This window comes from Nonomuraea sp. NPDC050328, assembly GCF_044459405.1.
GTDB lineage: Bacteria > Actinomycetota > Actinomycetes > Streptosporangiales > Streptosporangiaceae > Nonomuraea.
On record NZ_JBITIW010000004.1, the window covers coordinates 1 to 22,834 of the forward strand.

Annotated in this window: 23 protein-coding genes; 3 read left to right on the forward strand and 20 right to left on the reverse strand. The window is 70.2% G+C overall.

Translation table 11 applies throughout. The features are described 5' to 3' along the window. Positions 1-185: 185 nt before the first annotated feature. The 9 genes from ACIBG7_RS16120 to ACIBG7_RS16160 form a co-directional block, all read right to left on the reverse strand. On the reverse strand, positions 186-770 hold the full coding sequence (locus ACIBG7_RS16120; RefSeq protein ID WP_397336707.1) for a TetR/AcrR family transcriptional regulator: 585 nt from the start codon (positions 768-770) through the stop codon (positions 186-188). A 191-nt stretch (positions 771-961) separates the two neighbouring features. Continuing rightward, positions 962-1,420 carry a GNAT family N-acetyltransferase gene (locus ACIBG7_RS16125; protein ID WP_397336708.1) on the reverse strand — a complete coding sequence of 153 codons (459 nt, stop codon included), beginning with the start codon at positions 1,418-1,420 and terminating at the stop codon, positions 962-964. A 46-nt stretch (positions 1,421-1,466) separates the two neighbouring features. Further along, complete coding sequence (locus ACIBG7_RS16130; protein WP_397336709.1) at positions 1,467-2,450, reverse strand: BtrH N-terminal domain-containing protein; 984 nt, start codon at positions 2,448-2,450, stop codon at positions 1,467-1,469. A 69-nt stretch (positions 2,451-2,519) separates the two neighbouring features. Continuing rightward, on the reverse strand, positions 2,520-2,879 hold the full coding sequence (locus tag ACIBG7_RS16135) for a nuclear transport factor 2 family protein (protein ID WP_357918622.1): 360 nt from the start codon (positions 2,877-2,879) through the stop codon (positions 2,520-2,522). Continuing rightward, positions 2,866-3,279: a DUF3703 domain-containing protein gene (locus ACIBG7_RS16140; RefSeq protein ID WP_357918619.1), complete on the reverse strand. Its 414-nt coding sequence runs from the start codon at positions 3,277-3,279 to the stop codon at positions 2,866-2,868. Before ACIBG7_RS16140 ends, ACIBG7_RS16135 begins: the two co-directional genes overlap by 14 nt. 42 nt (positions 3,280-3,321) lie before the next feature. Continuing rightward, entirely contained in the window at positions 3,322-3,678 is a 357-nt protein-coding gene (locus ACIBG7_RS16145) for an STAS domain-containing protein (protein ID WP_397336710.1), read from the reverse strand. A 96-nt stretch (positions 3,679-3,774) separates the two neighbouring features. Next, positions 3,775-5,190, reverse strand: a complete 1,416-nt coding sequence (locus ACIBG7_RS16150; protein ID WP_397336711.1) for a serine hydrolase domain-containing protein — start codon at positions 5,188-5,190, stop codon at positions 3,775-3,777. 79 nt (positions 5,191-5,269) lie between these two features. After that, positions 5,270-5,932, reverse strand: coding sequence for a response regulator transcription factor (locus tag ACIBG7_RS16155; protein ID WP_357918610.1), 663 nt, complete (start codon positions 5,930-5,932; stop codon positions 5,270-5,272). Next, positions 5,929-7,218, reverse strand: a complete 1,290-nt coding sequence (locus tag ACIBG7_RS16160) for a sensor histidine kinase (RefSeq protein ID WP_397336712.1) — start codon at positions 7,216-7,218, stop codon at positions 5,929-5,931. Before ACIBG7_RS16160 ends, ACIBG7_RS16155 begins: the two co-directional genes overlap by 4 nt. Before the next feature lie 180 nt (positions 7,219-7,398). On the opposite strand from ACIBG7_RS16160, the gene ACIBG7_RS16165 reads away from it, so the two are divergent. Next, a complete protein-coding gene (locus tag ACIBG7_RS16165) occupies positions 7,399-8,004 on the forward strand; it encodes a cadmium resistance transporter (protein WP_397336713.1) in 606 nt (201 codons plus the stop codon). Between the two features lie 476 nt (positions 8,005-8,480). Here the strand turns inward: ACIBG7_RS16165 and ACIBG7_RS16170 are convergent, their stop codons facing one another. The 10 genes from ACIBG7_RS16170 to ACIBG7_RS16215 form a co-directional block, all read right to left on the reverse strand. After that, positions 8,481-11,144 (reverse strand): fumarate reductase/succinate dehydrogenase flavoprotein subunit, encoded by a 2,664-nt coding sequence (locus ACIBG7_RS16170; protein ID WP_397336714.1) that lies wholly within the window; start codon positions 11,142-11,144, stop codon positions 8,481-8,483. Next, positions 11,144-11,821, reverse strand: coding sequence for an ABC transporter ATP-binding protein (locus ACIBG7_RS16175; protein WP_357918596.1), 678 nt, complete (start codon positions 11,819-11,821; stop codon positions 11,144-11,146). The genes ACIBG7_RS16170 and ACIBG7_RS16175 overlap by 1 nt, the downstream gene beginning before the upstream one ends. Next, complete coding sequence (locus tag ACIBG7_RS16180; RefSeq protein WP_397336715.1) at positions 11,806-12,666, reverse strand: ABC transporter permease; 861 nt, start codon at positions 12,664-12,666, stop codon at positions 11,806-11,808. The genes ACIBG7_RS16175 and ACIBG7_RS16180 overlap by 16 nt, the downstream gene beginning before the upstream one ends. Continuing rightward, the gene (locus tag ACIBG7_RS16185) at positions 12,663-14,045 is read right to left on the reverse strand and encodes an ABC transporter substrate-binding protein (protein WP_397336717.1); all 1,383 of its coding nucleotides are present in this window, start codon (positions 14,043-14,045) and stop codon (positions 12,663-12,665) included. Before ACIBG7_RS16185 ends, ACIBG7_RS16180 begins: the two co-directional genes overlap by 4 nt. Before the next feature lie 11 nt (positions 14,046-14,056). After that, complete coding sequence (locus ACIBG7_RS16190) at positions 14,057-14,284, reverse strand: ferredoxin family protein (protein ID WP_357918587.1); 228 nt, start codon at positions 14,282-14,284, stop codon at positions 14,057-14,059. Then, positions 14,272-15,006: a GntR family transcriptional regulator gene (locus ACIBG7_RS16195; RefSeq protein ID WP_397336718.1), complete on the reverse strand. Its 735-nt coding sequence runs from the start codon at positions 15,004-15,006 to the stop codon at positions 14,272-14,274. Before ACIBG7_RS16195 ends, ACIBG7_RS16190 begins: the two co-directional genes overlap by 13 nt. Positions 15,007-15,166: 160 nt before the next feature. Then, positions 15,167-16,492 (reverse strand): LLM class flavin-dependent oxidoreductase, encoded by a 1,326-nt coding sequence (locus tag ACIBG7_RS16200; protein ID WP_357918582.1) that lies wholly within the window; start codon positions 16,490-16,492, stop codon positions 15,167-15,169. Then, complete coding sequence (locus ACIBG7_RS16205; RefSeq protein WP_397336719.1) at positions 16,489-17,361, reverse strand: ABC transporter permease; 873 nt, start codon at positions 17,359-17,361, stop codon at positions 16,489-16,491. Before ACIBG7_RS16205 ends, ACIBG7_RS16200 begins: the two co-directional genes overlap by 4 nt. Then, positions 17,354-18,127 carry an ABC transporter ATP-binding protein gene (locus tag ACIBG7_RS16210; RefSeq protein WP_357918576.1) on the reverse strand — a complete coding sequence of 258 codons (774 nt, stop codon included), beginning with the start codon at positions 18,125-18,127 and terminating at the stop codon, positions 17,354-17,356. Before ACIBG7_RS16210 ends, ACIBG7_RS16205 begins: the two co-directional genes overlap by 8 nt. Beyond that, on the reverse strand, positions 18,127-19,134 hold the full coding sequence (locus tag ACIBG7_RS16215; protein WP_397336720.1) for an ABC transporter substrate-binding protein: 1,008 nt from the start codon (positions 19,132-19,134) through the stop codon (positions 18,127-18,129). The genes ACIBG7_RS16210 and ACIBG7_RS16215 overlap by 1 nt, the downstream gene beginning before the upstream one ends. Positions 19,135-19,310: 176 nt before the next feature. Between ACIBG7_RS16215 and ACIBG7_RS16220 the strand changes: the two genes are divergently transcribed. Then, positions 19,311-20,261: a TauD/TfdA dioxygenase family protein gene (locus ACIBG7_RS16220; protein ID WP_397336721.1), complete on the forward strand. Its 951-nt coding sequence runs from the start codon at positions 19,311-19,313 to the stop codon at positions 20,259-20,261. Positions 20,262-20,717: 456 nt separating this feature from the next. Here ACIBG7_RS16220 and ACIBG7_RS16225 read toward each other — a convergent pair whose 3' ends face one another. Further along, entirely contained in the window at positions 20,718-22,034 is a 1,317-nt protein-coding gene (locus tag ACIBG7_RS16225; protein ID WP_397336722.1) for a lanthionine synthetase LanC family protein, read from the reverse strand. 281 nt (positions 22,035-22,315) lie between these two features. Here ACIBG7_RS16225 and ACIBG7_RS16230 point away from each other — a divergent pair, with 281 nt between their 5' ends. After that, on the forward strand, positions 22,316-22,828 hold the full coding sequence (locus ACIBG7_RS16230; protein ID WP_397336723.1) for a flavin reductase family protein: 513 nt from the start codon (positions 22,316-22,318) through the stop codon (positions 22,826-22,828). Positions 22,829-22,834: the final 6 nt, after the last annotated feature.

Here is a 22,834-nt window from a genome sequence, read left to right on the forward strand (position 1 = left end):
AGGTCGACGGCTCCCTCCGCTGCCGCATCTGGGGCCCGTCCCGTGCCAAGACCTGGGACTACCAGGTCGAAGCCCACACCGTCCGCCCCATCCCCCGGCCCCCCCCCCCCCCCCCCCCCCCCCCCCCCGGGGCGCCCCCCCCCCCCCCCCCCCCCCCCCCCACTATGCGCAGTAGTAGAGTGCCCCTACTTCCCGAGCACCGACAGCAGCGTGCTGGTCAGCACCCGAGCGGCGTCCTCCCGGTCCAGGCGACCCATCTCCACCTCCCGCGCGGCACTGTGCACGAGGCCGAAGAAGGTCGCCACCAGCCACGAGAGCGGCAGGTCGTCCCGGAACCCGGATTCCTCCTGCCCGCGCCGGATCAGCTCCTCGACCCGCTGCAACGGCTGCCGGTGATGTTCCCGGATCTGCTCGGTCGCCAGCACCCGGTCCGCCGCGATGAACAACCGGCTGTGCCGGTCGAGGATCTCCCACGACGACCGCACCAGCGCCTCCAGCGCCTCCGCCGCGGGCAGATCGTCCCGGAAGCCGGCCGCGAGCGCCTCGTCCGCCTGCGTCACCGCGTGCGCCAGGACCGCTTCCACCAGCGCCTCCCGCGACGGGAAGTGCCCGTAGAGCGTGACCCGCCCCACGCCGGCCGCCTTGGCGATGTCGGCCACGCTCGCGCCGGCATCGTCCCCGAGCAGGCGGCTCCCGGCCTCCAGGATGGCGGCGATGTTGCGTTCCGCGTCGGCCCGTCGCCCACGATCGGCACGGCTCTGACGGGTCATCGGCGACTGCCTCCGGGAGCGAGGAAAGACGAACAGAATCTGATCCGCTCAGGATAGGCCGCCCGGCAGCGGGGGCCAGGCCGCCGCCCTGCAGCCGGGGATTCGGGTCCGCAGTCGGGCAGTCGCGGTGCCGGCGACCACGCCTGGTGCGTACGTGCTCCTTCGAGGGCGACTGGCGACAGCCCAGAAGGTCAGCGCGCGTCATAGGCGGGCGAGGTGAACGGCCAGTCCGCCGCCAGCCAGGCCGACACCGCCTCGTACAGCGGCACGTCCAACTCGGCCCGCCCGGCGGTGACCCAGGAGGACACGTCGGCGTCGTGCCCGTCCTTGGGGCAGGGGTAGATGTAGACGCAGCCGATCACGTCGCCGCTGTCCGGGTCCAGGACGGTGTAGGTGAAGCCGCGCCGCTGCGTGAAGTCGTCGGCGTGCCGCCGGAGGTCGGCGAGGTTCGCCTCCAGGGACATGCCGCCTAGGGGAGGCCAGTTCCCGTCCGGGTAGCCCGGGGTGGCGCGGATGTGCTCGATGCTGCCGGTCCACGCGGCGTGGTCGGCGAGGTTGTGCTGGGGGCCCAGAGGCTCCAGCCGGAACCGCGGGGTGACCAGGCTGTGCGGGACGTCGAAGTCGGCCGGGACGAAGGCGCTGGTGTTCATGGCAGCGAGGCTAGAAGGGCAGCCCCTCCCCCCCACACCCCATTTGTCACACCTGACGTAGCGCCCGCATGGCGTCCCCTTCGATGCGCGACAGGTCATGCAGGAGGGCGCCAGCCTGCCGCAGGTGGCCAGGGTCGCCGCTCTCCCCCGCCTTCTCGACCAGCCCGGCCACCTCCGTCCACAGCACGGCTGCCTCGCCGTACAACCGGTGACCGGTGCGAAGGTGCTCATGATCGATCACCCGCACACACTCGCCAAGAAAGTCCCGGTAGAGCACCCGGAACAGCGCACCCCCGGTGCCACCCCGCTCCATGAGCAGCGCCGCCTGCGCCAGGTCACGCCGCGGTTCCTCAGCACGCCCCAGCCAGCCCGGCACCAACCGCCCGGCCTTCTCGATCCCCCGGTAGCCCAGGTTGGCGATCGGCGCAGTGAGAAAGGCCTCCGCACAGTCCCGGACGGCCGGGAGCAACTGCTCCTGCCAGCCGACCGGCCGCCCCGGCACGGCCAGGGTGAACGACCGGTTCCGCGCCGTCATCGGCCCGCGCTCGCCCCGCGCCAGAGCCAGCGCGGCCAGGCTGGTCCGCACCGCCCCACCCTGCTGGTCGGTGTCCACCAGGTAGGCGTCCTGCTCGTCGTAGCCGTACATGGCGACGACATGCCCGCCGAAGTGCACCTTCGTCCGGAAGTAGTCGAGGTGATAGGAGTCGAGTTGCAGCCCCACCGGCCGCCCGGCGTCGATAGCGCCGGCAACGTTCTCCCACGCCCGGCGGGCCGAGGTCGTCTCCGCGACCGTCAACGTCAGCCCCAGCCGCGCGGCGAGGTTCCGGGTCAGCTCGAAGGGCTTCACCCGCCCGCCCAGAAAGGGGAACGGCATGCCCTTGCCGTCCCAATAGACGAAGGACAGACCGGAGCCCAGCCCGAACAGCAGGGGCTCCGACAGCTCAAGCCCCTCGTGCCGCAGCAACACCCCCAGCGCGGTCGTCTCGCAGTGCTGCAGCCCGCGGGGTTCGACGTCCTGCACGACGGTCATGCGTGGTCCTCTCTACGCGATCGTCCCAGCATGAGGTCTCCCACGAGGGGAGAGACAAGCCTCACCGGGTCAGTCGAGCTCGGCGCTGCCCTCCCGGTAGATCTTCGCCGCCGCGATCCGTCCCTCCCTCAGCCGGTAGAACCCGGCGATGGCGAAGGACCGCTCCTCCCCGTCCACCGTCAGGGTCTCGGTCATCTCGCACGCCGCCCGGTCCCCCTCGGCCAGCAGCTCGTGGATCACCAACGTCGGCAGCAGCCCCTCCATCGCCCCGGCGAACAGCTCGGTCAGCTCGGCCCGCCCCTGCACCCGGCTGGTGCCGGTCACCCACGAGGCGTCCTCGGTGAACCCCGCCATCAACGCGTCCAGGTCGCGGGCATTGAAGGCGTCCACATGCGCGCGCAGGACGGCAGCCGCATCAACTTCGATCATCGTCGGAGTCTGACAGCCCCGGACCCCCGCCTGCCATCCGATTTGCCCCGCCCCGGAGCACGCCCGCCAGATCCGCCGGCACCGGCATCGGCTCCCTGATCCCCACCCGAGCCCGCCCCGTGTTCCCCTCCGGATACCGCCCCAGCGCCGACGCCGGCGCGGCCGCGACGATCCGGACCACCTGCCCGAGCGCCTCCCGCCGATCCCGCTGCCGTACGGCAAGCACGAACATGGCCACGTGATTGACCGTGTGCGGCCACGCCCACGGCTGGGAAAGGATGTGCGCCCGCTCCAGATGCCGCCACCGCACCTGGTCATCCACGGCCACCCGCGCGGCCCGCATCTCCTCGTCGTAAGCCCTGCGCACCTGTGCCGGCATCGCCCTGCCTCGTCCCTGCATGACACGACAATACAGCCAATCCTGAATTAACTCAGCACTGAATCAACCCTGCTGCCGATGCCGCTGGCCCTGGTCCTGCGTCAGCTTCGAGAAGGCGGCGTCCAGGCCGGTGGCGTCGAGCACCCGTTGCAGCGTGCCGTGCACATGGCTGAGCCGGAACCCGGCCCCGGCCGCTGCGGCGGCGTCGCGGGCGTCAAGCAGGGCCTCCAGCCCGTTGGAGTCGCAGAACGTGAGCGACTCCACGTCGATCACCACCTGCTTCGGCGCCTCGCCCAGCGCGTCCTGGACGACCGCGCCCAGCAGTGGCGCGGTCGAGACGTCCAGCTCACCGGCCAGCCGTACGACGACCTGGCCGGGCTCGGCGTCCGACTGGGCCGTCTCGGTCGTGAGAGTGGTCATGGCCACCGCCTCCCCCGGCCTCGGCGCTGCTGTCGCGGGAAGCCGTTGTCCGGCTTCCAGCTACCCCCGGCGGCTCCGGCGAATCCCCTGACCTGGTCAGACGTCCGCGACCCGGCGGAAGAACCACAGGCTGCGCACGAGCGCGACGGCCCCGAGGACGAAGCAGACGAGGCCGAAGAGCGCCAGCAACGGCAACAGCCAGAGCGTGACGATCCAGTACTGCAGGTCGAACGCCCCCCAGATCAGCGCCGGAACCACGGCACCCGCCACCGTCACCAGCGTCAGAGGCGCGAGCCGCAGCACCAGCCAGGGCCGGCGGGCCGCCCGGCGCCGGACGGCCCAGCGGCGCGCCCGGACGATCGCGGTGACCAGCAGCACGGCGATCACCACCGTGAGCCCGAGCAGGATCACGTTGACCAGCGTCAGCGCGTTGCTCATGGGCGTCGTAGCCGCCCCGATCCGCTCCGCGAGCAGGTTGGCGGCCAGCAGGCCGGGGTCGCCACCGCTGTTGGTGAGCACGATGGCCGCGATCCCGGCCTTGGGAGAGAAGGCCATGTCCCCGGTCCATGTGGCCAGCGTGCCCCCATGGCCGATCACCGGCGTTGGCGCGCCGGGCCTCGACTGCCAGCCGAGGCCGTACCCCTCGGCTTGCGGCTGCGGCGTGTGCATCTGGGCCAGGGAGGCGGCGCTCAGCAGGTCGGACCCGGAAGTGCCCTGGTTGAACCGCAGCCAGCGCACCATGTCGTCCAGCGTCGAGATCACCCCGCCGTTGCCGACGCACGTCCCCGGCATCTCCGGCACCGCGACAGCCACCCCGAGAACCACCTCATACGCGTACGGCAGGCCGTCCGCCTCGTCGGAGCACCCCAGCGTCGAACTCGTGCCGGTCATGCCCAGCGGCGTGAACACCTCGGCCTGAAGGAAGGCGTCGAAGGGCTTGCCCGACACCACCTCGACGATCCGAGCCGCGATCGAGTAGTTGGTGTTGTGGTACTCCGACCGGGTGCCCGGATCCGCGGCCAGCCGCTTGTCCCCCAGCGTGGCGACGACCTCCTGGGCGGTGCGCGGCGGCGGGAACACGTACTCGTTGTTGGTAGTCCCCGACAGTCCCGAGGTGTGGCTGAGCAGATGACGCACGGTGATCCCGGCGAACCGCGCATCGGCCAGCTTGAAGTCCGGCAGGAGCTTCACCACCGGGTCGTCCAGCGAGACACGGCCCCGGTCGACCAGCACCATGATCGCCGCAGCGGTCATCGACTTGCTCATCGACGCGATCCGGAACCGCGTCCGCGCGGTCACCGCGTTGCCGTCGCCGTCCCGGCCACGGACGATCGTCTCGACCGCCTTCCCGTCGACCACCGCCGCCGCCACCCCCGGCGTCCCGTAGACGGAGCGATACTCGTCAACCAACCCGTCGCCCGAGGCGTGCGCGGCTCCCGTCCACCCCAGCAGCAGTACGGCAAGCGTCAGGAAGGCGGTCACGAGCGGAAAGCGGAGACGCGAAAGAGGCACGCCCACGACCGTAGGCCGGGCCTACCCGGGCAAACCTCACCCGAAGGGGTGAGACGGGCCCCCTCGCCAGGATGGACTTTCAGCCCGGCAGCTCCTGCCGTCCCACCAGCCCGTTCTCGTACGCGTAGATCACCGCGTGCACGCGGTCGCGCAGGCCGAGCTTCTGCAGGACCGCCCGGACGTGCGACTTCACCGTGTTCTCGCTCAGCACCAGCTCGGCGCAGATCTCGTTGTTGGACCTGCCCCGGGCGAGCAGGCCGAAGATCTCGGCCTCGCGCGGGGTGAGGCCGTCCAGGGCCGCCGTGCGCCGCATCGGCGCCTGCCGTACGAGGTCCAGGACCGTCGCGGCCACCCCCGGAGCCAGCGCCGCCGTCCCCGACGCCACGTCACACACCGCCTGAGCCAGCGCGGCCGGCCGGACATCCTTCGTCAGATACCCGCTCGCCCCCGCCCGGATGGCGGCCACGACCAGCTCGTCATCATCGAACGTCGTCAACATCAGCACCCGCGTCGCCGGCGCGATCCTCACGATCTCGGCCGTGGCGGCGACGCCGTCCATACGTGGCATGCGGATGTCCATCAGCACCACGTCGAGCCGATGCCGCCGGACCACCTCGATCGCGTCACTCCCGTTCCCCACATCGTGGGTGACCTCGATCCGCTCATCCGCCGACAGCACGGTCCGCAGCGAGACCCGCAACAACTCCTGATCATCAACGAGCATGACGCGGATCGTGGTCATGCCCCCTCCTTCGTGGGGAGCCGCGCCCGCAGCGTCCACCCGTCGTCCTCGACGATCTCCAACGTGCCGCCCGCCGTACGCACCCGCTCCTCGATCCCCAGCAGCCCGGTCCCCTGCTCACCTGCCGCGCGCCGCGCCTTCCCCCCGTCGTCCCGCACTTCCACCACCACCTCGCCCTTAGCCCAGTTCAGCCGGACCCGAACCACAACCGGCGGCTCCAGATGCCGCAGCGCATTGGTGACCCCCTCCTGCACCATCCGAACCACCGCCACCTCCGCACTCAAACTCAACGCCCGCCGCTCCCCCACCTCCTCCAGCGTCACCGTGTGCAACGGACTAGCCGCCGAAGCCACCAGATCGGGCAACACCTCAAGCGAGATCGGCACCTGCCCCGGCGACACCCGCTCCGCCGCCCCCTGCTCCGGCAACACCCGCTCGGCCGACCCCTGCCCCGGCGACACCTGCTCGGCCGACCCCTGCCTTAGCGACGCTTTCCCTGACGGCACCTCACGCTGCGACCCCAAGGTCGCCAGCATCGCCCGCAGCCCCTGATGCGCATCCCGCCCAGCCTCGGCGATGTCCCCCAGCTCCCGCCGAGTAGCCGCATCCCCCGTCGTCACCGCCGCAGCCTCGATCCGCGCCACCATCACGGTGACCGTGTGCGCGATCACATCATGCAGATCCCGCCGAATACCGGCCCGCTCCCCCGCAACCGCCGCCGCCAACCGCTCACTCTCCGCCCGCCGCCGAGCCTCCCGCCGACGCCGAACCACCAACGCCGCCAGCCACACCCCACCAACCACGGCCATCAGCAACCCGCCCTCAACCAGGCGAGTCCACACCGGCACATCAGCCGCCAGCCGCGCCCACTCCACCACCTCGGTGAGCACCACCCCCAGCCCCGCCACCACCAGCGCGACCACCGAAGCCCCGACCGGCACCACACTCGTCAGCCGCCACAACGTGTACGGAAAACACAGCGCCGACGGCAACATGCTCAGCGACCACCCCGGAAACGGCATGACCACCAGCACCAGCATGGCCAGCGCACAAACCCCGAACCCCACCCACACCCGCCGCGCATCGGCATGCCCCGCCCAGGTGGGCCGCCCAGCCACCACCGCCCCCACATGAAGCAGCCCCACAGCCGCGGCAACCACACCGACCTGCCACAGCGCCGCCCCCAGATACCAGGCCCCCACCAGGATCACCAGGGACAGCGCCCCCAGAACCCCATGCACCACCACCGCCGTCACCGGCCACTCACCCCGGCGCTGCGAGGCCATCACAGCCCTCCCCGCCTTCCGACGAGCTCCCAATGCCGCCCAAAACCCAGCCCGACCAGCCACAGAGTAGTCAGCGCCCCCACCCCCGCCTCTCGGCCGATACGCGACCTGGCCCCACCGCGAAGACCACCGGTGGACACCGGCACAGACCCGTCCACAGGACCCGATAGGTTCACGCCCGTGGACGGCACAGCAGGAACCATCGCGACCGCAGCCGGCATGTTCGCCGGCACCAACGTCGACGACCTCATCATCCTGACCGTACTGTTCCTGTCCGCCCGAGCCGGCGGACGCCCCAGACCATGGCAGATCTGGGCCGGCCAGTACGCCGGCATCACGGCCCTCGTCCTGATCTCCATCCTCGCCGCCCTGGGCCTGACCATCGTCCCCGACGCCTGGACCGGCCTCCTGGGCCTGCTCCCCCTCGCCCTGGGCATCCGCGGCCTGATCTCAGCCCTCCGAACCCGCAACGACCAGGACCACACCCCACCCCCCGTCGCCTCCGGCGTACTCTCCATCGCCGGAGTGACGATCGCCAACGGCGCGGACAACATCTCCGTCTACACCCCGGTCTTCCGCACCATCGGAGCCGTCCCCACCCTGGTGAGCATCGCCGTCTTCGCCGTCGGCGTGGCCCTGTGGTGCCTGGCCGGCTCCTGGCTCGGCTCCCACCCCAAGGTCATCGACCTCGTCGAACGCTACGGCCGATGGCTGGTCCCCACCGTCTTCATAGCGATCGGCACCTTGATCGTCCTCGAATCCGGCGTCATCACCAAGATCCTCTAACCACAGCGTCCCGCCCGGGAACCCCAGCCAGCAGGACCAGCCCCGCAACAGCGCCGTAGAGCGGAAGCACCAGCTCCACCCCCTGCGTACCCGCAGGACAGTAAGGCTCAAAGAACGCAACAGTCGAAACCGCGTAGTAGGCCCCGGTCACGACCGCCCCGCCCGCCCCCAGCCGCGTGAGAACGCGACGCCTCCGGCCCGACGACCGTCTTACCGCCACGGCCAGCACCACCAGCACAAGCGGCAGAAGGGCAGCCATCACGCCGAACCCCAAACTGAGCACATCGCGCCAGGTGTACCCGCCTTCAGTGTTCAGGAAGGCACAGACCTGAATCTCCGCGTCCGCTTGCACCATCGACCAGTTCGGCAAAGCGGCCAGACAGACAGCCCCGACCCAGCACAGAGCCGCCCGATACTTCACCACCTGCGACCCACCAGCCAACCTGCCGAACGGAACGACATCAGTCGTCCATACCCTAGGACCTCGATCCCCCCAAGGCGCGGCGAGCGTAGGCTCGGACGTCGGCGTCGGAGTCTCCTTCCGCCGCCCGCAAGGCCAAGGCGACCTGGGGCTGCCCGGCCCAGGGGGCGAGGCCCTGAACAGCGGCCTTGCGCACGTCGATGTGCGGATCCCGGAGCGCGGAGAGCAGCGGATCCGGTGCGGCGGCTCCGGCCAGACCGTGAGCAGCGCCCACCCTGACCTGCCACAGCGGATCTTCAAGAGCCTGTACGGCTACCGCGACGAACTCCTCCGGTAGCGGCCCGAGCCCTGCGGCGGCTTCCAGGGCGGCCGCACGGACGAGAGGATCCGGATCGGCCGAGAGGGTGAGCAGGACCTTCAGCGCAGAGGGCTTGCCGATGGACGCGAGGCCGTGCGCCACGCGGATCCTGACTTCCCTGGAGGCGTCTCCGGCTGCAACCGCCAGGGCGGTGTCGTCGTCGAGCGACACGAGTCCGCGCACGGCCTCGATCCGCACCCTGGCGTCTGCATCCGCCAGCGCGGTGACGAAGACGTCGCGGCCGGCCAGCCGCAAGGCCCGCAGGACGTCCAAGGCCGTGGCGCGGACGACTGCGTCCTCGGAAGTGCCCCCCAGGGCCTGGAGCCGCGCGCCGAAATCCGCTCCGCCGGGGAGGACCTCCACCAGTTCACGGAGCGCGGTGGCCGCCGCGCGCCGGACCGTTCCGTGCGGATCGGCGAGCGAGAGGAGGAGGGCCTCCCCGGCGTCCGGGGGAGCGGTCTCCGTCAGGGTCGCGATGGCCGCCCGCCGTACCTTGGGGTCCGGGTCCCGCAGATAGGGCTCAAGGTCGGCGGAATCACCCAGGCGCAGGAGCTCGAGGATGCGGGGGGAGCGGCCGATCGCCTCCACCGCCAGGCGCGCCCGGGAGGCGGGACCCGAGGCGGCGGGAGCGAAAGCCGCCAGGACGACGGGGCCGGAGGCGGGTGGCGCGAAGTCGTCCACGGGCACGATGTAGGGGTCCACCGGCCGCTTGAGGAACTCCATCGCCCCGGCGGAGTTCTTGCGCAGGTTGAGGTGGAACAACCATTGCGCGTCGTCGCGTGCGGGCAGGTCGGCCCGGTCGTGGTAGAGGCCCCAGCGGCTCTCGGTCCGCACGGACGACGACCTGGCCGCCATCTCCGCGCAGTCGCGGATGAAGCTGACCTCCACGCATCGCATCAGCTCGTGCGGAGTGCGTGCCCCCATCGACGAGATCTCCGCACGCATCCGCTCGAAGGTCTCGACGGCGATCTCCAGCTTCCGCGAGGTTTTCGGAGGCGCGACATAGTCGTTGACGAAGCGGCGCAGCTTGTACTCCACCTGCTGCTGGGGCGGCCCGTCCGGGTGCCGCAAAGGCCGGTACATCAGTTCATGGGCGTCGGCGATCTGGTCTTCGGGTAGCTCTGCGCCGGTCGAGAAGTGCTCGGCCGCGTGCGCTCCGGCCAGGTCGCCGAAGACGAAGGCGCCGATCATGTAGTTGTGCGGCACGCACGCCAGGTCGCCCGCGGCGTACAGGCCGGGGACGCTGGTCAGGCCGTTCTCGTCGACCCAGACGCCGGAGGCGGAGTGGCCGCCGCACAATCCGATCTCGGAGATGTGCATCTCCACGTCATGCGTCCGGTAGTCGTGACCGCGTCCGGCGTGGAAGGTGCCGCGCGTCGGGCGTTCTGTGGTGTGCAGGATGCCCTCGATGGAACGAATGGTCTCGTCGGGCAGGTGGCTGAGCTTGAGGTAGATGGGACCACGCGCGGAGTCGATCTCCCGGGCCACCTCGGCCATCATCTGGCCGGACCAGTAGTCGGAGTCGACGAACCGCTCCCCCTCGCCGTTGACCTGGTAGCCGCCGAACGGGTTGGCGACGTAGGCGCACGCGGGACCGTTGTAGTCCTTGATCAGCGGATTGATCTGGAAGCACTCGATGCCGCTGAGCTCGGCGCCCGCGTGGTAGGCCATCGAGTGGCCGTCGCCGGCGTTCGTGGGATTCTCATAGGTGCCGTAGAGGTAGCCGCTGGCGGGCAGCCCGAGCCGGCCGGCCGCGCCGGTGGCGAGGACCACTGCCCCGGCACGCACCACCACGAACCGCCCGGACCTGGTGTCGAAGCCCGCCGCGCCGACCGCCCGGCCGCCCGAGGTGAGCACCCGCACCGGCATGACGCGGTTCTCGATGCGCACCCGCTCGCGGATCTCCCTGCGGCGCAGGATCCGGTAGAGCACCTTCTTGACGTCCTTGCCCTCGGGCATGGGCAGCACGTAGGAGCCGGACCGGTGCACCTTGCGCACGTTGTACTCGCCGTACTCGTCCTTCTCGAACTTCACGCCGTAGCGCTCCAGCCGCCGGACCATGTCGTAGCCGCGGGAGGCGGTCTGATACACGGCCCGCTGGTTCACGATGCCGTCGTTGGCGCGGGTGATCTCGGCGACGTAGTCCTCCGGGGTGGCCTTGCCGGGGATGACCGCGTTGTTCACGCCGTCCATGCCCATGGCCAGCGCGCCGCTGTGCCGTACATGGGCCTTCTCCAGCACCAGCACGTCGGCCCCGCGCTCGGCGGCGGTGATGGCCGCCATCGTCCCCGCGGTGCCGCCGCCGATCACCAGCACCTGGCACTCGAGCTCCAGCCGGTCGGCGAGAGGGGGAATCTCCACTACAGCTCCTCAAGAATCCGTTCGCGGGTCGGCCGGCTGACGATTTTGGGCCCGGTACGGCTCAGCACCACGATGCGATCGGCCAGCAGGAGTGCCTCGTCCACGTCGTGGGTGACGAAGACGACCGTGGCGCCCGTGGTGGCGAGCACCTCGCGCAGCAGGCGCTGCATCTCGGCGCGCGTCTGCACGTCGAGCGCGCCGAACGGCTCGTCCATCAGCACAGCTCCGGGCGCGGCCACCAGGGTCCTGGCCAGTTGCACCCGCTGGCGCATGCCGCCGGACAGCTCGCGTGGCAGCCGGTCCTCGAACCCGGCCAGGCCCACCCGCTCGATCCACTCCTCGGCTCGGGCCCGGCGTGAGCTCCTGGCCTCGCCCCGGATCTTCAGCGGCAGCTCGACGTTGCGCCGGACGCTGCGCCATGGCAGCAGTCCGTCCTCCTGGAAGACCATCGCCCGCTCGGCCGACGGCCCGTCGAACGGGGTCCCGTCGGCGAGGACCTTTCCTTCGTACGGCACGAGCAGCCCGGCCAGGCCGCGCAGCAGCGTCGACTTGCCCGACCCCGAGGCGCCCACGATCACGAGGAACTCCCCCGCCTCCACGGTCAGGTCGAGCTCGCGGATCACCGGGGAGCCCGCATAGCCGAACCCGGCTCGCTCCAGCGTCAGCGCGATGCCCATCGCAGGCTCCCTTCCGCCCGCGGCAGCCAGCGGGTCAGCCGGCGTCCGAGCAGCTCGACCGCCGCCGAGGTGAGCCAGCCGAGCACGCCGATGGAGGCCATGCCGACCAGCACCGCCGGATAGTCCACGACGGTGTACGCGTGCCAGGTCCGATAGCCGATCCCCAGTTCGCCCGAGATCATCTCCGCCGAGATGACGCAGATCCAGGCCACGCCCATCCCGACGGACAATCCGCCGAAGATTCCCGGCAACGCCCCCGGCAGGACCACGTGCCACAGCACGTGTCGGCGCTTGCCGCCCAGCGTGCGCACCGCGTCCTCCCAGAGCGTCGGCAGAGCTCGTACGGCATGCCGCGTGCTGACGAAGATCGGGAAGAACGCCGCCGCGGTCGTGATGAACACGATGCCCTGCTCGTCCCCGGGGAAGATCAGGATGGCGATCGGCACCAGCGCGATGGCCGGGATGGGCCGGACCGCCTCCAGCGGAGGCAGCAGCAGGTCGGCCGCCCACTGGGAGCGGGCCACGAGCACGCCGAGGCCGATGCCCGCCAGCGCGGCCAGCCCGAACCCGGTGACGATGCGGATCACGCTCTGCGCCAGGTCGAGGTAGTACACGGAGGTCGCGAGCTGCTGGGCGAACTCTTCCACGACCTCGCTGGGCGAGGGCAGCCGGTCGAAGTTCACCCCGATGCGCGCGTCCACCGTGGTCAGCACCTGCCAGACGGCGGCCACGAGCCCCAGCGAGAGCAGGCGGACCACCCATCGGAGACTCAGCACCCGGCCCTTGGCCGCTTCGGCGACGGGCGCGACGGCGACCGGCCGCTCGAGGGAACGGATCCCGGTCACACCGACCCGCCCGCCTTCCGCGCCTCTTCATAGGGGATCCGCTCGGCTCCGGGGTGGGCCTTGACGTAGAGGTCCGCGGCCTCCGCGGTGGTGAACGGCTTGAACAGGTCGTTCTTGTCCGCTGCCGGGTCCTTCACCCAGACGGCCTTGTCGGCGAACCAGTGGGTGCCGGTCTCGGTGTCCGGGACGTAGGCGGCCTTGACGGACCCGGGGGCGGCCGAGGCGACCTGGCGCAGCAGGCAGGTGGGCGTGGCGGCCGGCTTCAGCTCGTCGCCGATCCAGATCTCGCCCGCCTTGGCCGGGTCGGAGACCTGAATGCCGCAGGCGGCGTCGGTGCCGGTGATCGCCGCTGGATTCACCGTGGAGGCGGCAGCGGTGTCGTAAGCCGCGCCGTACGCCTTGCGGATGTAGGAGTCGTTGACGAACTTGCCGAGGTCGATGTCCTGGAAGTCGGTGCCGATCTTCTTCAGGTACGGGATGTCGTGCGCGTGCGCGTCCCTGAGCTGCTGTTTGAGCGTCACGTCGAAGGTGGAGACGCCGTTACGGCCGTTGTAGAGGTAGACGACCTCCGGCGGCAGGCCGGTTTCGGCTGCCACGCTCTTCGCCGCCTCGAGGGGATGCTCGTGCAGGTACTTCGTCGCGTCGATCTGGGCTTGGAGGAAGGCCTGCACGACGTCGGGGTGCTCACGCGCGTAGGCCTGCCGTACCACCACACCGTGGAAGGTGGGCACGCCGAGCGCGGAGCCGTCGTACAGCAGCCTGGCCTTGTCCTGGAAGACCACCAGCCCGGGCCAGGCGACGAACTGCGCGTAACCCTGCACCGCCCCGGACTCCAGCGCCGAGGCGCCGACCGGCGGCTGCTGGTTCACCACCTCGACGTCGACTCCGGCCTTCTCCAGGCCCTGGACGAGGGTGCCGTGCCCGGCCGAGCCGACGCTCGCCGAGACCTTCTGGTTCGCCAGGTCGGCGAGGGTCCTGGCCGGCGAGTCCTTGGGGACGACCACCATGTTGAGCCCGCCGCGCAGGTTGTAGCCGGTGGTGGAGACCAGCTCGGTCCTGGCGGTGTCGATCGCCTGGGTCCGCGAGGCGTTGATGAGCAGCGGATAGTCGCCCATCGAGCCGATGTCGATCTTCCCGGCGACCATCTTCGCGGTGATCGGCGCACCGGTGTCGTAGTCCTGCCACTCGACCGTGTACGTGCCGCCCAGGCGCTTTTCGAAGTAGCCCAGCTTGCGCAGCAAGGTGCCCGCGGTGACCGTGTTGATGGTCTTCGACTGGTAGCCGATGACGACCGTCGGCTTGCCCTGCGCTCCGCTCGCGGCCACCGAGCAGGCGCTCGTGGCGGCCAGGACGGCCAGCGCTGTGATGATCTTGCGCATCGATGGCCCTTCTATCGCAGCAGGTAGGGGATGTTGACGGTGACGGCATCGGCCGGGCAGCGGTCGGCGCAGGGGCCGCAGTACCAGCATTCGTCGACGTGCATGTAGGCCTTGCCGCTCACCTCGTGGATGGCCAGCGAGTCGAGGGGGCAGACATCCACGCAGAGCGTGCAGCCCTCGATGCAGAGGGACTCGTCGATCGTCACCGGGACGTCGGCTCTGGCGTTCACGAGGGCCATGGAAGCTCCGTTCTGGTCAGTTCGCCGCGCATGGTCAGCCGGTCGCCGCGGAAACGGATGAATTCCAGGTCGACGGGACGGCCGTCGGACAGGTGGGCGAGCCGCTCGACCATGAGCAGCGCCGCACCTCGCGTCGTGCCGAGCACAGCGGCGGTGTGCGGGTCGGCGTTGACGGCCTCGATGGACAGCTCCGCGTTGCCGAGCGGGCATCCTGCGATGCCTTCCAGCAGGACGAACACGTCGTTGTGCACGAGATCGGCGTCGAAGAGCGGCTCACCTACCTCACGGACGAGGTAGGTGAGGTCGAGGGAGAGCGGGACGCCGTTGAGCTTGCGCAACCGCTCGATGTAGACCACCTGGTCGGTGGTGCGCAGCCGGTCGGCGACGAGGGCCGGCGGGTCGATCAGGCTCATCGCTCTGACCTCGTTCAGCACCTCGCCCTGCTCGTGCAGCGTTTCGCCCAGTCCGAGCAGGCGGTGCAGCCCGTGCGCGACCTTGCCCTTTCCCGCCGTGGTGGTGCCCAGACCGGGACAGCGCTCGATGAGGCCCTCGTCCCGCAGCAGGTTGAGCGCGTCCCTGATCGTGTTGCGCGAGGCGCCGAACCGCCTGGCGAGGGCGTGCTCCAGGGGCAGGCGCCCGGCGTACGTCTCGGACAGGACCTCGTGACGCAGCAGGTCGGCCACCTGTCTGGCCCTGTCCGCGCGCAGCCGTTTGACGTGCATGAACAAACCATAGCTTTCAGGTAGGAAATTGTGGATAACGGCTGGATTGCGCCACCTCCGCCGCTTCCCCACCTCGGGCTTCGCGCCAGAACCGCCACCTGTCAGATCGGCGTGACCGGGTGCCCCACGATCGCTCCGAACAGACGACCCATGGCGCCGCTCACGAGATCACCGCCAGGCCGGGCGTGGAGTATTGGGAGGCCGGCCGCGCCAAGCCGTAGTGCTCGCGCAGCGTCCGGCCCTGGTAGTCGGTCCGGAACAGGCCCCTGACCTGCAGTTCCGGGACCACGTGATCGACGAAGTCGGTCAGGCTGGAGGGCAGCAGCGGGGGCATGATGTTGAAGCCGTCCGCCGCGCCGTACTCGAACCACTCCTGCAGCTCATCCGCGATCTGCTCCGGTGTGCCCGCCACCACCCGGTGACCGCGCCCGCCGGCCAGCCGGGCGAGCAGTTGCCTGACGGTCAGTCGCTCGCGGCGGGCCAGGTCCACGACGAGCCTGCGGCGGCTCTGCGCGCCCTCGGTCTCGACGGAGACCTCGGGCAGCGGCCGGTCGAGCGCGCTCTCGTCCAGGTCGATGCCGACCAGGTTCGACAGCTGGCTCAGCCCGTAGGCCGGGATGATCAGCTCTTCGAGCTCCTTCTCCAAGCGGAGCGCCTCTCGCTCCGTGGAGCCGATGATCGGCGAGATGCCGGGCAGCACGAGCAGCTCGTCCTGGCGCCTGCCATGTCGGGGAAGCCTCGCCTTGAGGTCGACAGAGAACTCGCGCGCCTCACGAAGCGTCTGCTGGGCGGTGAAGACCGCCTCGGCGTGCCGGGCGGCGAACTCCTTGCCGTCCTCCGACGATCCCGCCTGCACCAGGAGCGGGCGGCCCTGCGGCGACCGCGAGGTGTTCAGCGGTCCCTCGACCCGGAAATGCGGACCGCCGTGCCCGATGGGGTGGATCCTGGAGACGTCGGCATACGTCCCGCCCACGCGGTCACCCACGATCGCGTCGTCCTCCCAGCTGTCCCAGAGCTTGGTGGCCACCTCGAGGAACTCGTCGGCCCTGGCGTACCGCTCGGCGTGCGGAGGGCGCTCGATGCCGAAGTTGCGCGCCTCGGCCTCGCCGGCCGAGGTGACGATGTTCCACCCGGCCCGGCCGCCGCTGATGTGGTCGAGGGAGGCGAATTTCCGCGCCACGTGGAAGGGCTCGTTGTAGGTGGTGGAGACCGTCGCGATCAGGCCGATGCGGTCGGTGACGGCGGCCAGGGCCGACAGCAGCGTCAGCGGTTCGAGCCCGCCCAATGCGTTGTGGCGCACATCGCCCCACAGCGCCAGGCCGTCGGCCAGGAAGAGCGAGTCGAGCTTGCCGCGCTCGGCGATCTTGGCCAGTTCCTGGTAGTGGCGAACGTCGGTGAGCCGGGACGGCTCGGTGCGGGGATGGCGCCAGGCGGCCTCGTGGTGACCGACGCCGTACAGGAAGGCATTGAGATGGAGCTTCTTCATGACGTCCTCCAGGTCGAGAAGCGGCGCTCCAACGTGACCAGGAGCAGGTTGAAGAGCAGGCCGACGACGGAGATCGTGACGATGCCCGCGTACATGTCGGTGATGCGGAAATTCGACTGGGAGGCCTGGATGAGATAGCCGAGCCCGGCCTTGGCGCCGACCATCTCGGCGAACAGCAGCACCAGGATGGAGTAAGTGCCCGCCAGCCGTACCCCGGTGAAGATCGTGGGCACCGCGGCGGGCAGGATCACCTTCTGGAACAGGCGGACCGGGCCGAGGCCGAGCGAGCGGGCCGACTTGATCAGCAGCGGTTCGACCGTTTTCACCCCGCTGATCGTGTTCAGCAGGATCGGCCACGAGCAGGCGTAGAGCACGAAGGTGACCTTGGTGGTCTCGCCGATGCCGAGGATCAGGGTGAAGACCGGCAGCAGCGCCACCGCCGAGGTGTTGCGGAAGATCTCCAGCACCGGGCTGAGGAACTCCGCGACCGGCCGGTACCAGCCGATCGCCAGGCCGAGCGGGATCGCCAGCGCGACGGCCAGCAAGAACCCCGCCAGCGAGCGGGCCAGCGAGGCGGCCACGTGCTCCCCGAGTCGGCCGGTGGCCAGCAGTTCCCACCAGGCGCGCAGGTTCTCCGACAGCGGCGGCACGAACACCGGGTCCAGCAGGCCGATCCTGGGCAGCGTCTCCCACAGCGCCAGCAGCACCACCACGGCGGCCGACCGGCCGGCCACCTTTCGCAGCAGCCGCCACCGACGTGGCCGGATCACGGGAGCGGGAGGCTCTGTTTCGACGTCGTCGTCGGGCAGGTCGTACCAGTGCACGTCGCCGGAATACTCGTCCTTCTTGAGCACCGTCTGCTCAGACACCGGCGCTCACCTCCTCGCGCAGAAGGCTCCAGATGGCGTGGCGGTACTCACCGAAGCGCGGTTCGGCGCGCAGGTCGCCCTGGCGCGAGTCGAACTCGACCTCGATGATCTCCCTGATCCGTCCCGGCCTGGCGCTCATCACGGCCACCCGCTGGCCGAGGTAGACGGCCTCGTCGATGCCGTGCGTGATGAACACGACGGTCTTGCCGGTCTTCTCCCAGATGCGCAGCAATTCCTCCTGGAGGGTCTCGCGCGTCTGCGCGTCCAGCGCGGCGAACGGCTCGTCCATCAGCAGGACGTCCGGGTCGAAGGCCAGACTGCGCGCGATCGCCACCCGCTGGCGCATGCCGCCGGACAGCTCGTGCGGATAGCGATCCTCGAATCCGGTCAGCCCGACCAGGTCCAGATACCGTCGCGCCAGCTCCGCACGCTCCTTCTTCGGTACGGCTTTCGCCTCGAGCCCGAACTCGACGTTTCCGCGTGCGGTCCGCCAGGGGAACAGGGCGTACTGCTGGAAGACGATGCCCCTGTCCAGCCCGGGCCCGGTGATGGGGATGCCGTCGATGAGGATCTGCCCGGCGGTCGGCTCGGCCAGCCCGGCGATCAGGTCCAGCAGCGTGGACTTGCCGCAACCGCTCGGGCCGACCAGGGTCAGGAACTCGCCCTCGCGAATGTCCAGGTCGATGCCCTCGACGGCGGTGAAGGGCCGGTCGGAGTCGCGGATGGGGAAGGTCTTGCCGACACCTCGGATGCTGATCTTGCTCATCAGGCGCTCCCGTTCGCGTGCGGGTTGAACTCGTTGGTGAACAGGTCGGCCAACTTGACCTGGCCCGGCTGGATCTCGCCCTCGCGCTGCAGCCAGTCGATCCAGGTCTGGAACTCCCGGTCGGCGATCACACCGCCCTTGCCGGCGACGCCGGAGCCCTTCCAGTACTGCACCGCCGCGGCGTCCTCGTTGCGCCCACGCTTGGCGATGATCTCCTTGAACTTGGCGACCACCTCCTCCTTGCTGTGGGTCTGCGTCCACTCCACCGCCTTGGCGAACCCCGCGACGAAGGTCTTGACGGTGGTGGGGTTCTTGGCGATGAAGTCCTCACGCAGCACCACCGACCCGGCGGTGAACGGCCCGAACAGGCCGACGTCGGTGAACAACGGGCGCAGCCCCCCGCGCTCCAGCGCCTTGTCCTTCAGGATTCCGCCGAGCGTGCCGACCTCCACCTGGCCCTGCCGTACGGCTTGCTCGGTGTTGACCGGCGGGACGACGACCAGCTCGACCTGCTTGATCTCCTCGGGAGTCAGGCCCTCGCGCTTGAGGTATTCCTTGATGACGGCCTCGTGGTGCGCACCGAGAGTGTTGACGCCGATCTTCTTGCCGATCAGGTCGCGTGCGGTCCTGATGGGGCTGTTCTCGGTCACGTAGTAGCCGCTGAAGCTCTTCTCGTCGGAGCCGTAGTAGCCGATCACCGCCTTGATCGGCGACTTGGCCGCCTTGAGCTTGATGATGGCGCCGTTGAAGGCGCCGCCGAAGTCCGTCTGGCCGGTGGCCGCCGACTGGATGTCCTGCGGGCCGCTGGTGGTGTCGCCGACCCAGGTCAGCTTGATGCCGGGAAGGTAGCCGAGCTCCTGGGCGAGTTCGGGAAAGGTGACGAAGCCTGCGCTGCCCTGGTAGCGCAGCTCGGTGACCTCGGCGTTTCCGGTGGCCTCGGCGGAACCGCAAGCCGCCAGCGCGGTCACGACGATCAGGACGGACAGGGCATGTTTGATCTTGATCACGATGAGCCCTTCGCCTATTTCATGTATTTCCTATTGACTTTGCGGGAAATGCGACCGAAGGTCAAGAGCGTGAACCTTCTGGTCGCCAGGCTCCACGTCGATCTGATGCGGCAGGCGAGCGCGCTCTGTACCCGGCCCGCCCTCGCCCACCCACCAGACCTCACGGAGGAACCGTCATGTCATCAACCCTGGACATCCGGCGTGTAGCCGGGCACATCGGCGCCGAGATCCGCGGCGTCGACCTCTCCCACCCGCTCGACCCGTCCACCGTCGCGGAGATCAGAAAGGCCCTGCTCGCCTACAAGGTCGTCTTCTTCCGCGGCCAGACCCTCGACCACGGCTCCCAGATCGCCTTCGCCCGCCAGTTCGGCGAGCTCACCCACGCCCACCCGCACGAGGACGCACCCCCGGAGGAGCATCCGCAGATCCTGACCATCGACCCGCGCCGCTACGAAGAGCGCTACGGCGAGGGCTACCGCGAGCTCTACCGCAAGCGGCAGTACTCCTACTACTCCGGTTGGCACACCGACGTCACCGCCGCCGTCAACCCGCCCGCCGCCTCGATCCTGCGGGCCGAGACCGTCCCACCCTTCGGCGGTGACACCCAGTGGACCAACCTCGTCGCCGCCTACGAGGGGCTCTCCCGGCCGCTGCGCGACTTCGTGGACGGGCTGCGCGCCGAGCACCGCTTCCTCGCCGGGTACCAGACCGCCGAGGAGGACGGCAAGCTGCTCAAGCGGATCAACGACAACCTGCTCGTCTCCGTCCACCCGGTCGTCCGGGTGCACCCCGAGACCAGCGAGCGCGCCCTGTTCGTCAACCCCGGCTTCACCGACCGGATCGTCGGCCTGTCCACCCAGGAGAGCCGCCGGGTCCTGGAGCTGCTGTACGAGCAGATCACCCGTCCCGAGTACACCGTCCGCTTCCGCTGGCAGCCGGGCAGCGTCGCCTTCTGGGACAACCGGGCCACCGCCCACCTCGCGCCCAGTGACCTCGACCACCTCGACGTGCAGCGGACCCTGCACCGGGTGACCCTGATCGGCGACCGGCCGGTCGGGCCCGACGGGTTCGTCTCAGAGATCATCGCCGGACGCGAGTTCACCGCCGAAGCCCTCGTCGTCGCCTGACGACCCCGAGCCGCGGGCGGGACCGGGGTGATCCCGCCCGCACTGGTGCAGGAGGCCGCGAAGGGGACGAGGGGCGAGGTGGTCGCGGGCCGGACCAGCGCGGTTCCGACGCCGCCGCGCACCAGCCCGACGCCTGCCCACAGGTGGAGCCGGATGCCGAAGCGGAGGGTCCGGCCTACCGCGGCGGAAAGCTCCCGGATCCAGGCGATCTTCTCGGCGCGCGCGTAGCGGGCGTCCTTGTCCAGGAAGTCGCCGTAGGAGCGCTGCTCGCGCGACTCCCCACCGGTGACGACGTTGAGCAGCAGCCGCCCCTCCGACTGCGCGACCAGAGTGGGGCTGACGAAGCCGGGCTGGAAGGCGACCAGGAACTGATGAGGCGGCTGTCGCCGTTGGTGGGCAGGAACCAGTGGAACCTCATCAGGTCACTCCGTGCCGGGCGGACGGGCGCCGTCGAGGTCACGGGATCCCCTTGACGGAGGTGAACGGCACCGGGATGGCGGGGAAGGGGTTGTCCGGCAGCAGGGTGAGCCGTCTGGCCTGGTCGGATTGGAGAGCGGCGTCCAGGTGGAGCAGGGCCGCGCCGATCCCGGCCGCGCCGACCAGGTAGCCGGTGTCGGCGGAGACCTCGCCCGGGCGCGATCGCCGGTAGGCCTGGTACCAGCGCAGGCCGCGGCCGTCGTGGCCGGTGGCCCGGCCGATGAGGTGCTCCCCGAGCGTGCGGGCGAAGTCGAGGTATGGCTCCCGCCCGGTGGCGGCCCACAGCCCGACGAACAGCTCCAGCAGTCCGGCCGCGCCGCAGCACTGGCAGGCGACATCCCAGAATCCAGGGGTCTGGCGACGTGGCACAGCGCTCTGCAGGATCCCGCGGGCCAGCCGCTCGGCCCAGTCCAGGTGTCCCGCGTCGCCGGTGATCCTGTGCAGCTCGTAGAAGGTCCGGGCGACGCCGGCGGAGCCGGAGCAGAAACCCAGGTAGTACAGCCCTCTGCCCTGCGGCACGTGGTGGGGGATCATCGCGTGGGTGTCCGCCACGACGGCGATCGAGCGGACGAAGCCCGCGCCGCGCTCGGCGGCCGTGAGGAAGTCGCGCTCTCCGGTGGCCGCGTGGAGGCGGGCGAGGGTGAAGGAGGTGCCCGCCGTACCCAGCAGGAACCCCGGCGTGACCGCGTCGGCGGGCAGGTCCGCGCAGTCGCCGAACCGGTGGCCCGGCACCGGCAGCCGGGCCAGGCGTGCGCCCGCTTCGGCGGCCACCTCCGCGCAGGAGGGTGCGCCCAGTGCGGTGGCGGCGCGCAGCAGGCCCAGCACGATCCCGCTGTCGCCGCGCAGGGCGGGTTCGGACGACCAGCCCGCTCCGCCCTCCAGCAGGCGCGCGGCACGCATGATCCGGTCGGCGGCGCCGACGGCGGCTTCGGCGAACTCGTCGTCGCCCAGCACCCAGGCGGCCTCGGTCAGCGCGACGAGCGTGCCGGTGAGGCCGTGGTAGAGGGTCAGATCCTGCTGCTTCCGCCAGGTCGCCGCCAGGTAGCGGGCGCCGGCCCGCGCGTCCTCGAGGTAGGCCTCATGGCCGGTGGCGGCGGCCAGTTCCAGGAAGAACAGCACGATGCCGGCCGCACCCGCGTAGAGCGAGTGGAGCTCGGGCGCGAGAGCCGATCTGCCACTCGGGTCGGGGTTGGCCCGCCAATGCCTGCCGTCCGTGTCGTCGACGGCCGCGGTGCGGATCCAGCGACCCGCCGCGATCGCGGCCGTGAGGGGCGTGGACGCGTGCTCGCTCGTCATGCCTCGCAATATCCCACAGATTTGGTAGGAAAAAAAAGGAAACGAGATTGAAGGCCACCGGCCGCCGACCCTGACCGGACATGGCGGATCACCTCCGCCGTGGGAGTTTCATGTATTTCCTATTGACTTTAGGGGAAATACCGACTTAGCGTCGAGGGCATGAGCCAGGGCTTCCTCCTGACCAGGCGCTTCCACGTGGACTTCGGCCACGTCGCCAGCGCGCACTGTCGCTGATCACCGGACCTCTCATCCATCAGGCCATCTCCCGTGAGGACCCTCCAGTGACCGACACCCTTCCTGACCGCGCCATCGCGACCGACCAGTTCAAGCAGGCACTCGCCGTCCACGCCAGCGGCGTTGTGATCATCACCGCGCAGCACGACGGCGTCCCCGCCGGACTCACCGCCACCTCCTTCTCCTCCGTCAGCCTCGACCCGCCCCTGGTCTCCTTCTACGTGGACCGTTCCTCGACCACTTGGCCGCTCCTGAGCGTCGCCGACCACTTCGCGGTCAACGTCCTGGCCAGCGACCAGGCCGAGCTGGCCGCCCGGTTCGCCCGCAGGAACATCGACCGCTTCGCCGAGCCCACCCGCTGGCAAGCGGGTCCGCTGGGCGCCCCGCTGCTGCAGGACGTCTCGGCGCATCTGATCTGCCTGCCCCACGACAGGGCCGAGGTCGGCGACCACCTCCTGGTGGTCGGCCTGGTGGCCGAGGCGCACGTGCACAGCCAGGGCCGCCCGCTGCTGTATCACCAGGGCCGCTTCGGCCGCTTCCTCGCCCATCCCGAAGCCTGAACCCGG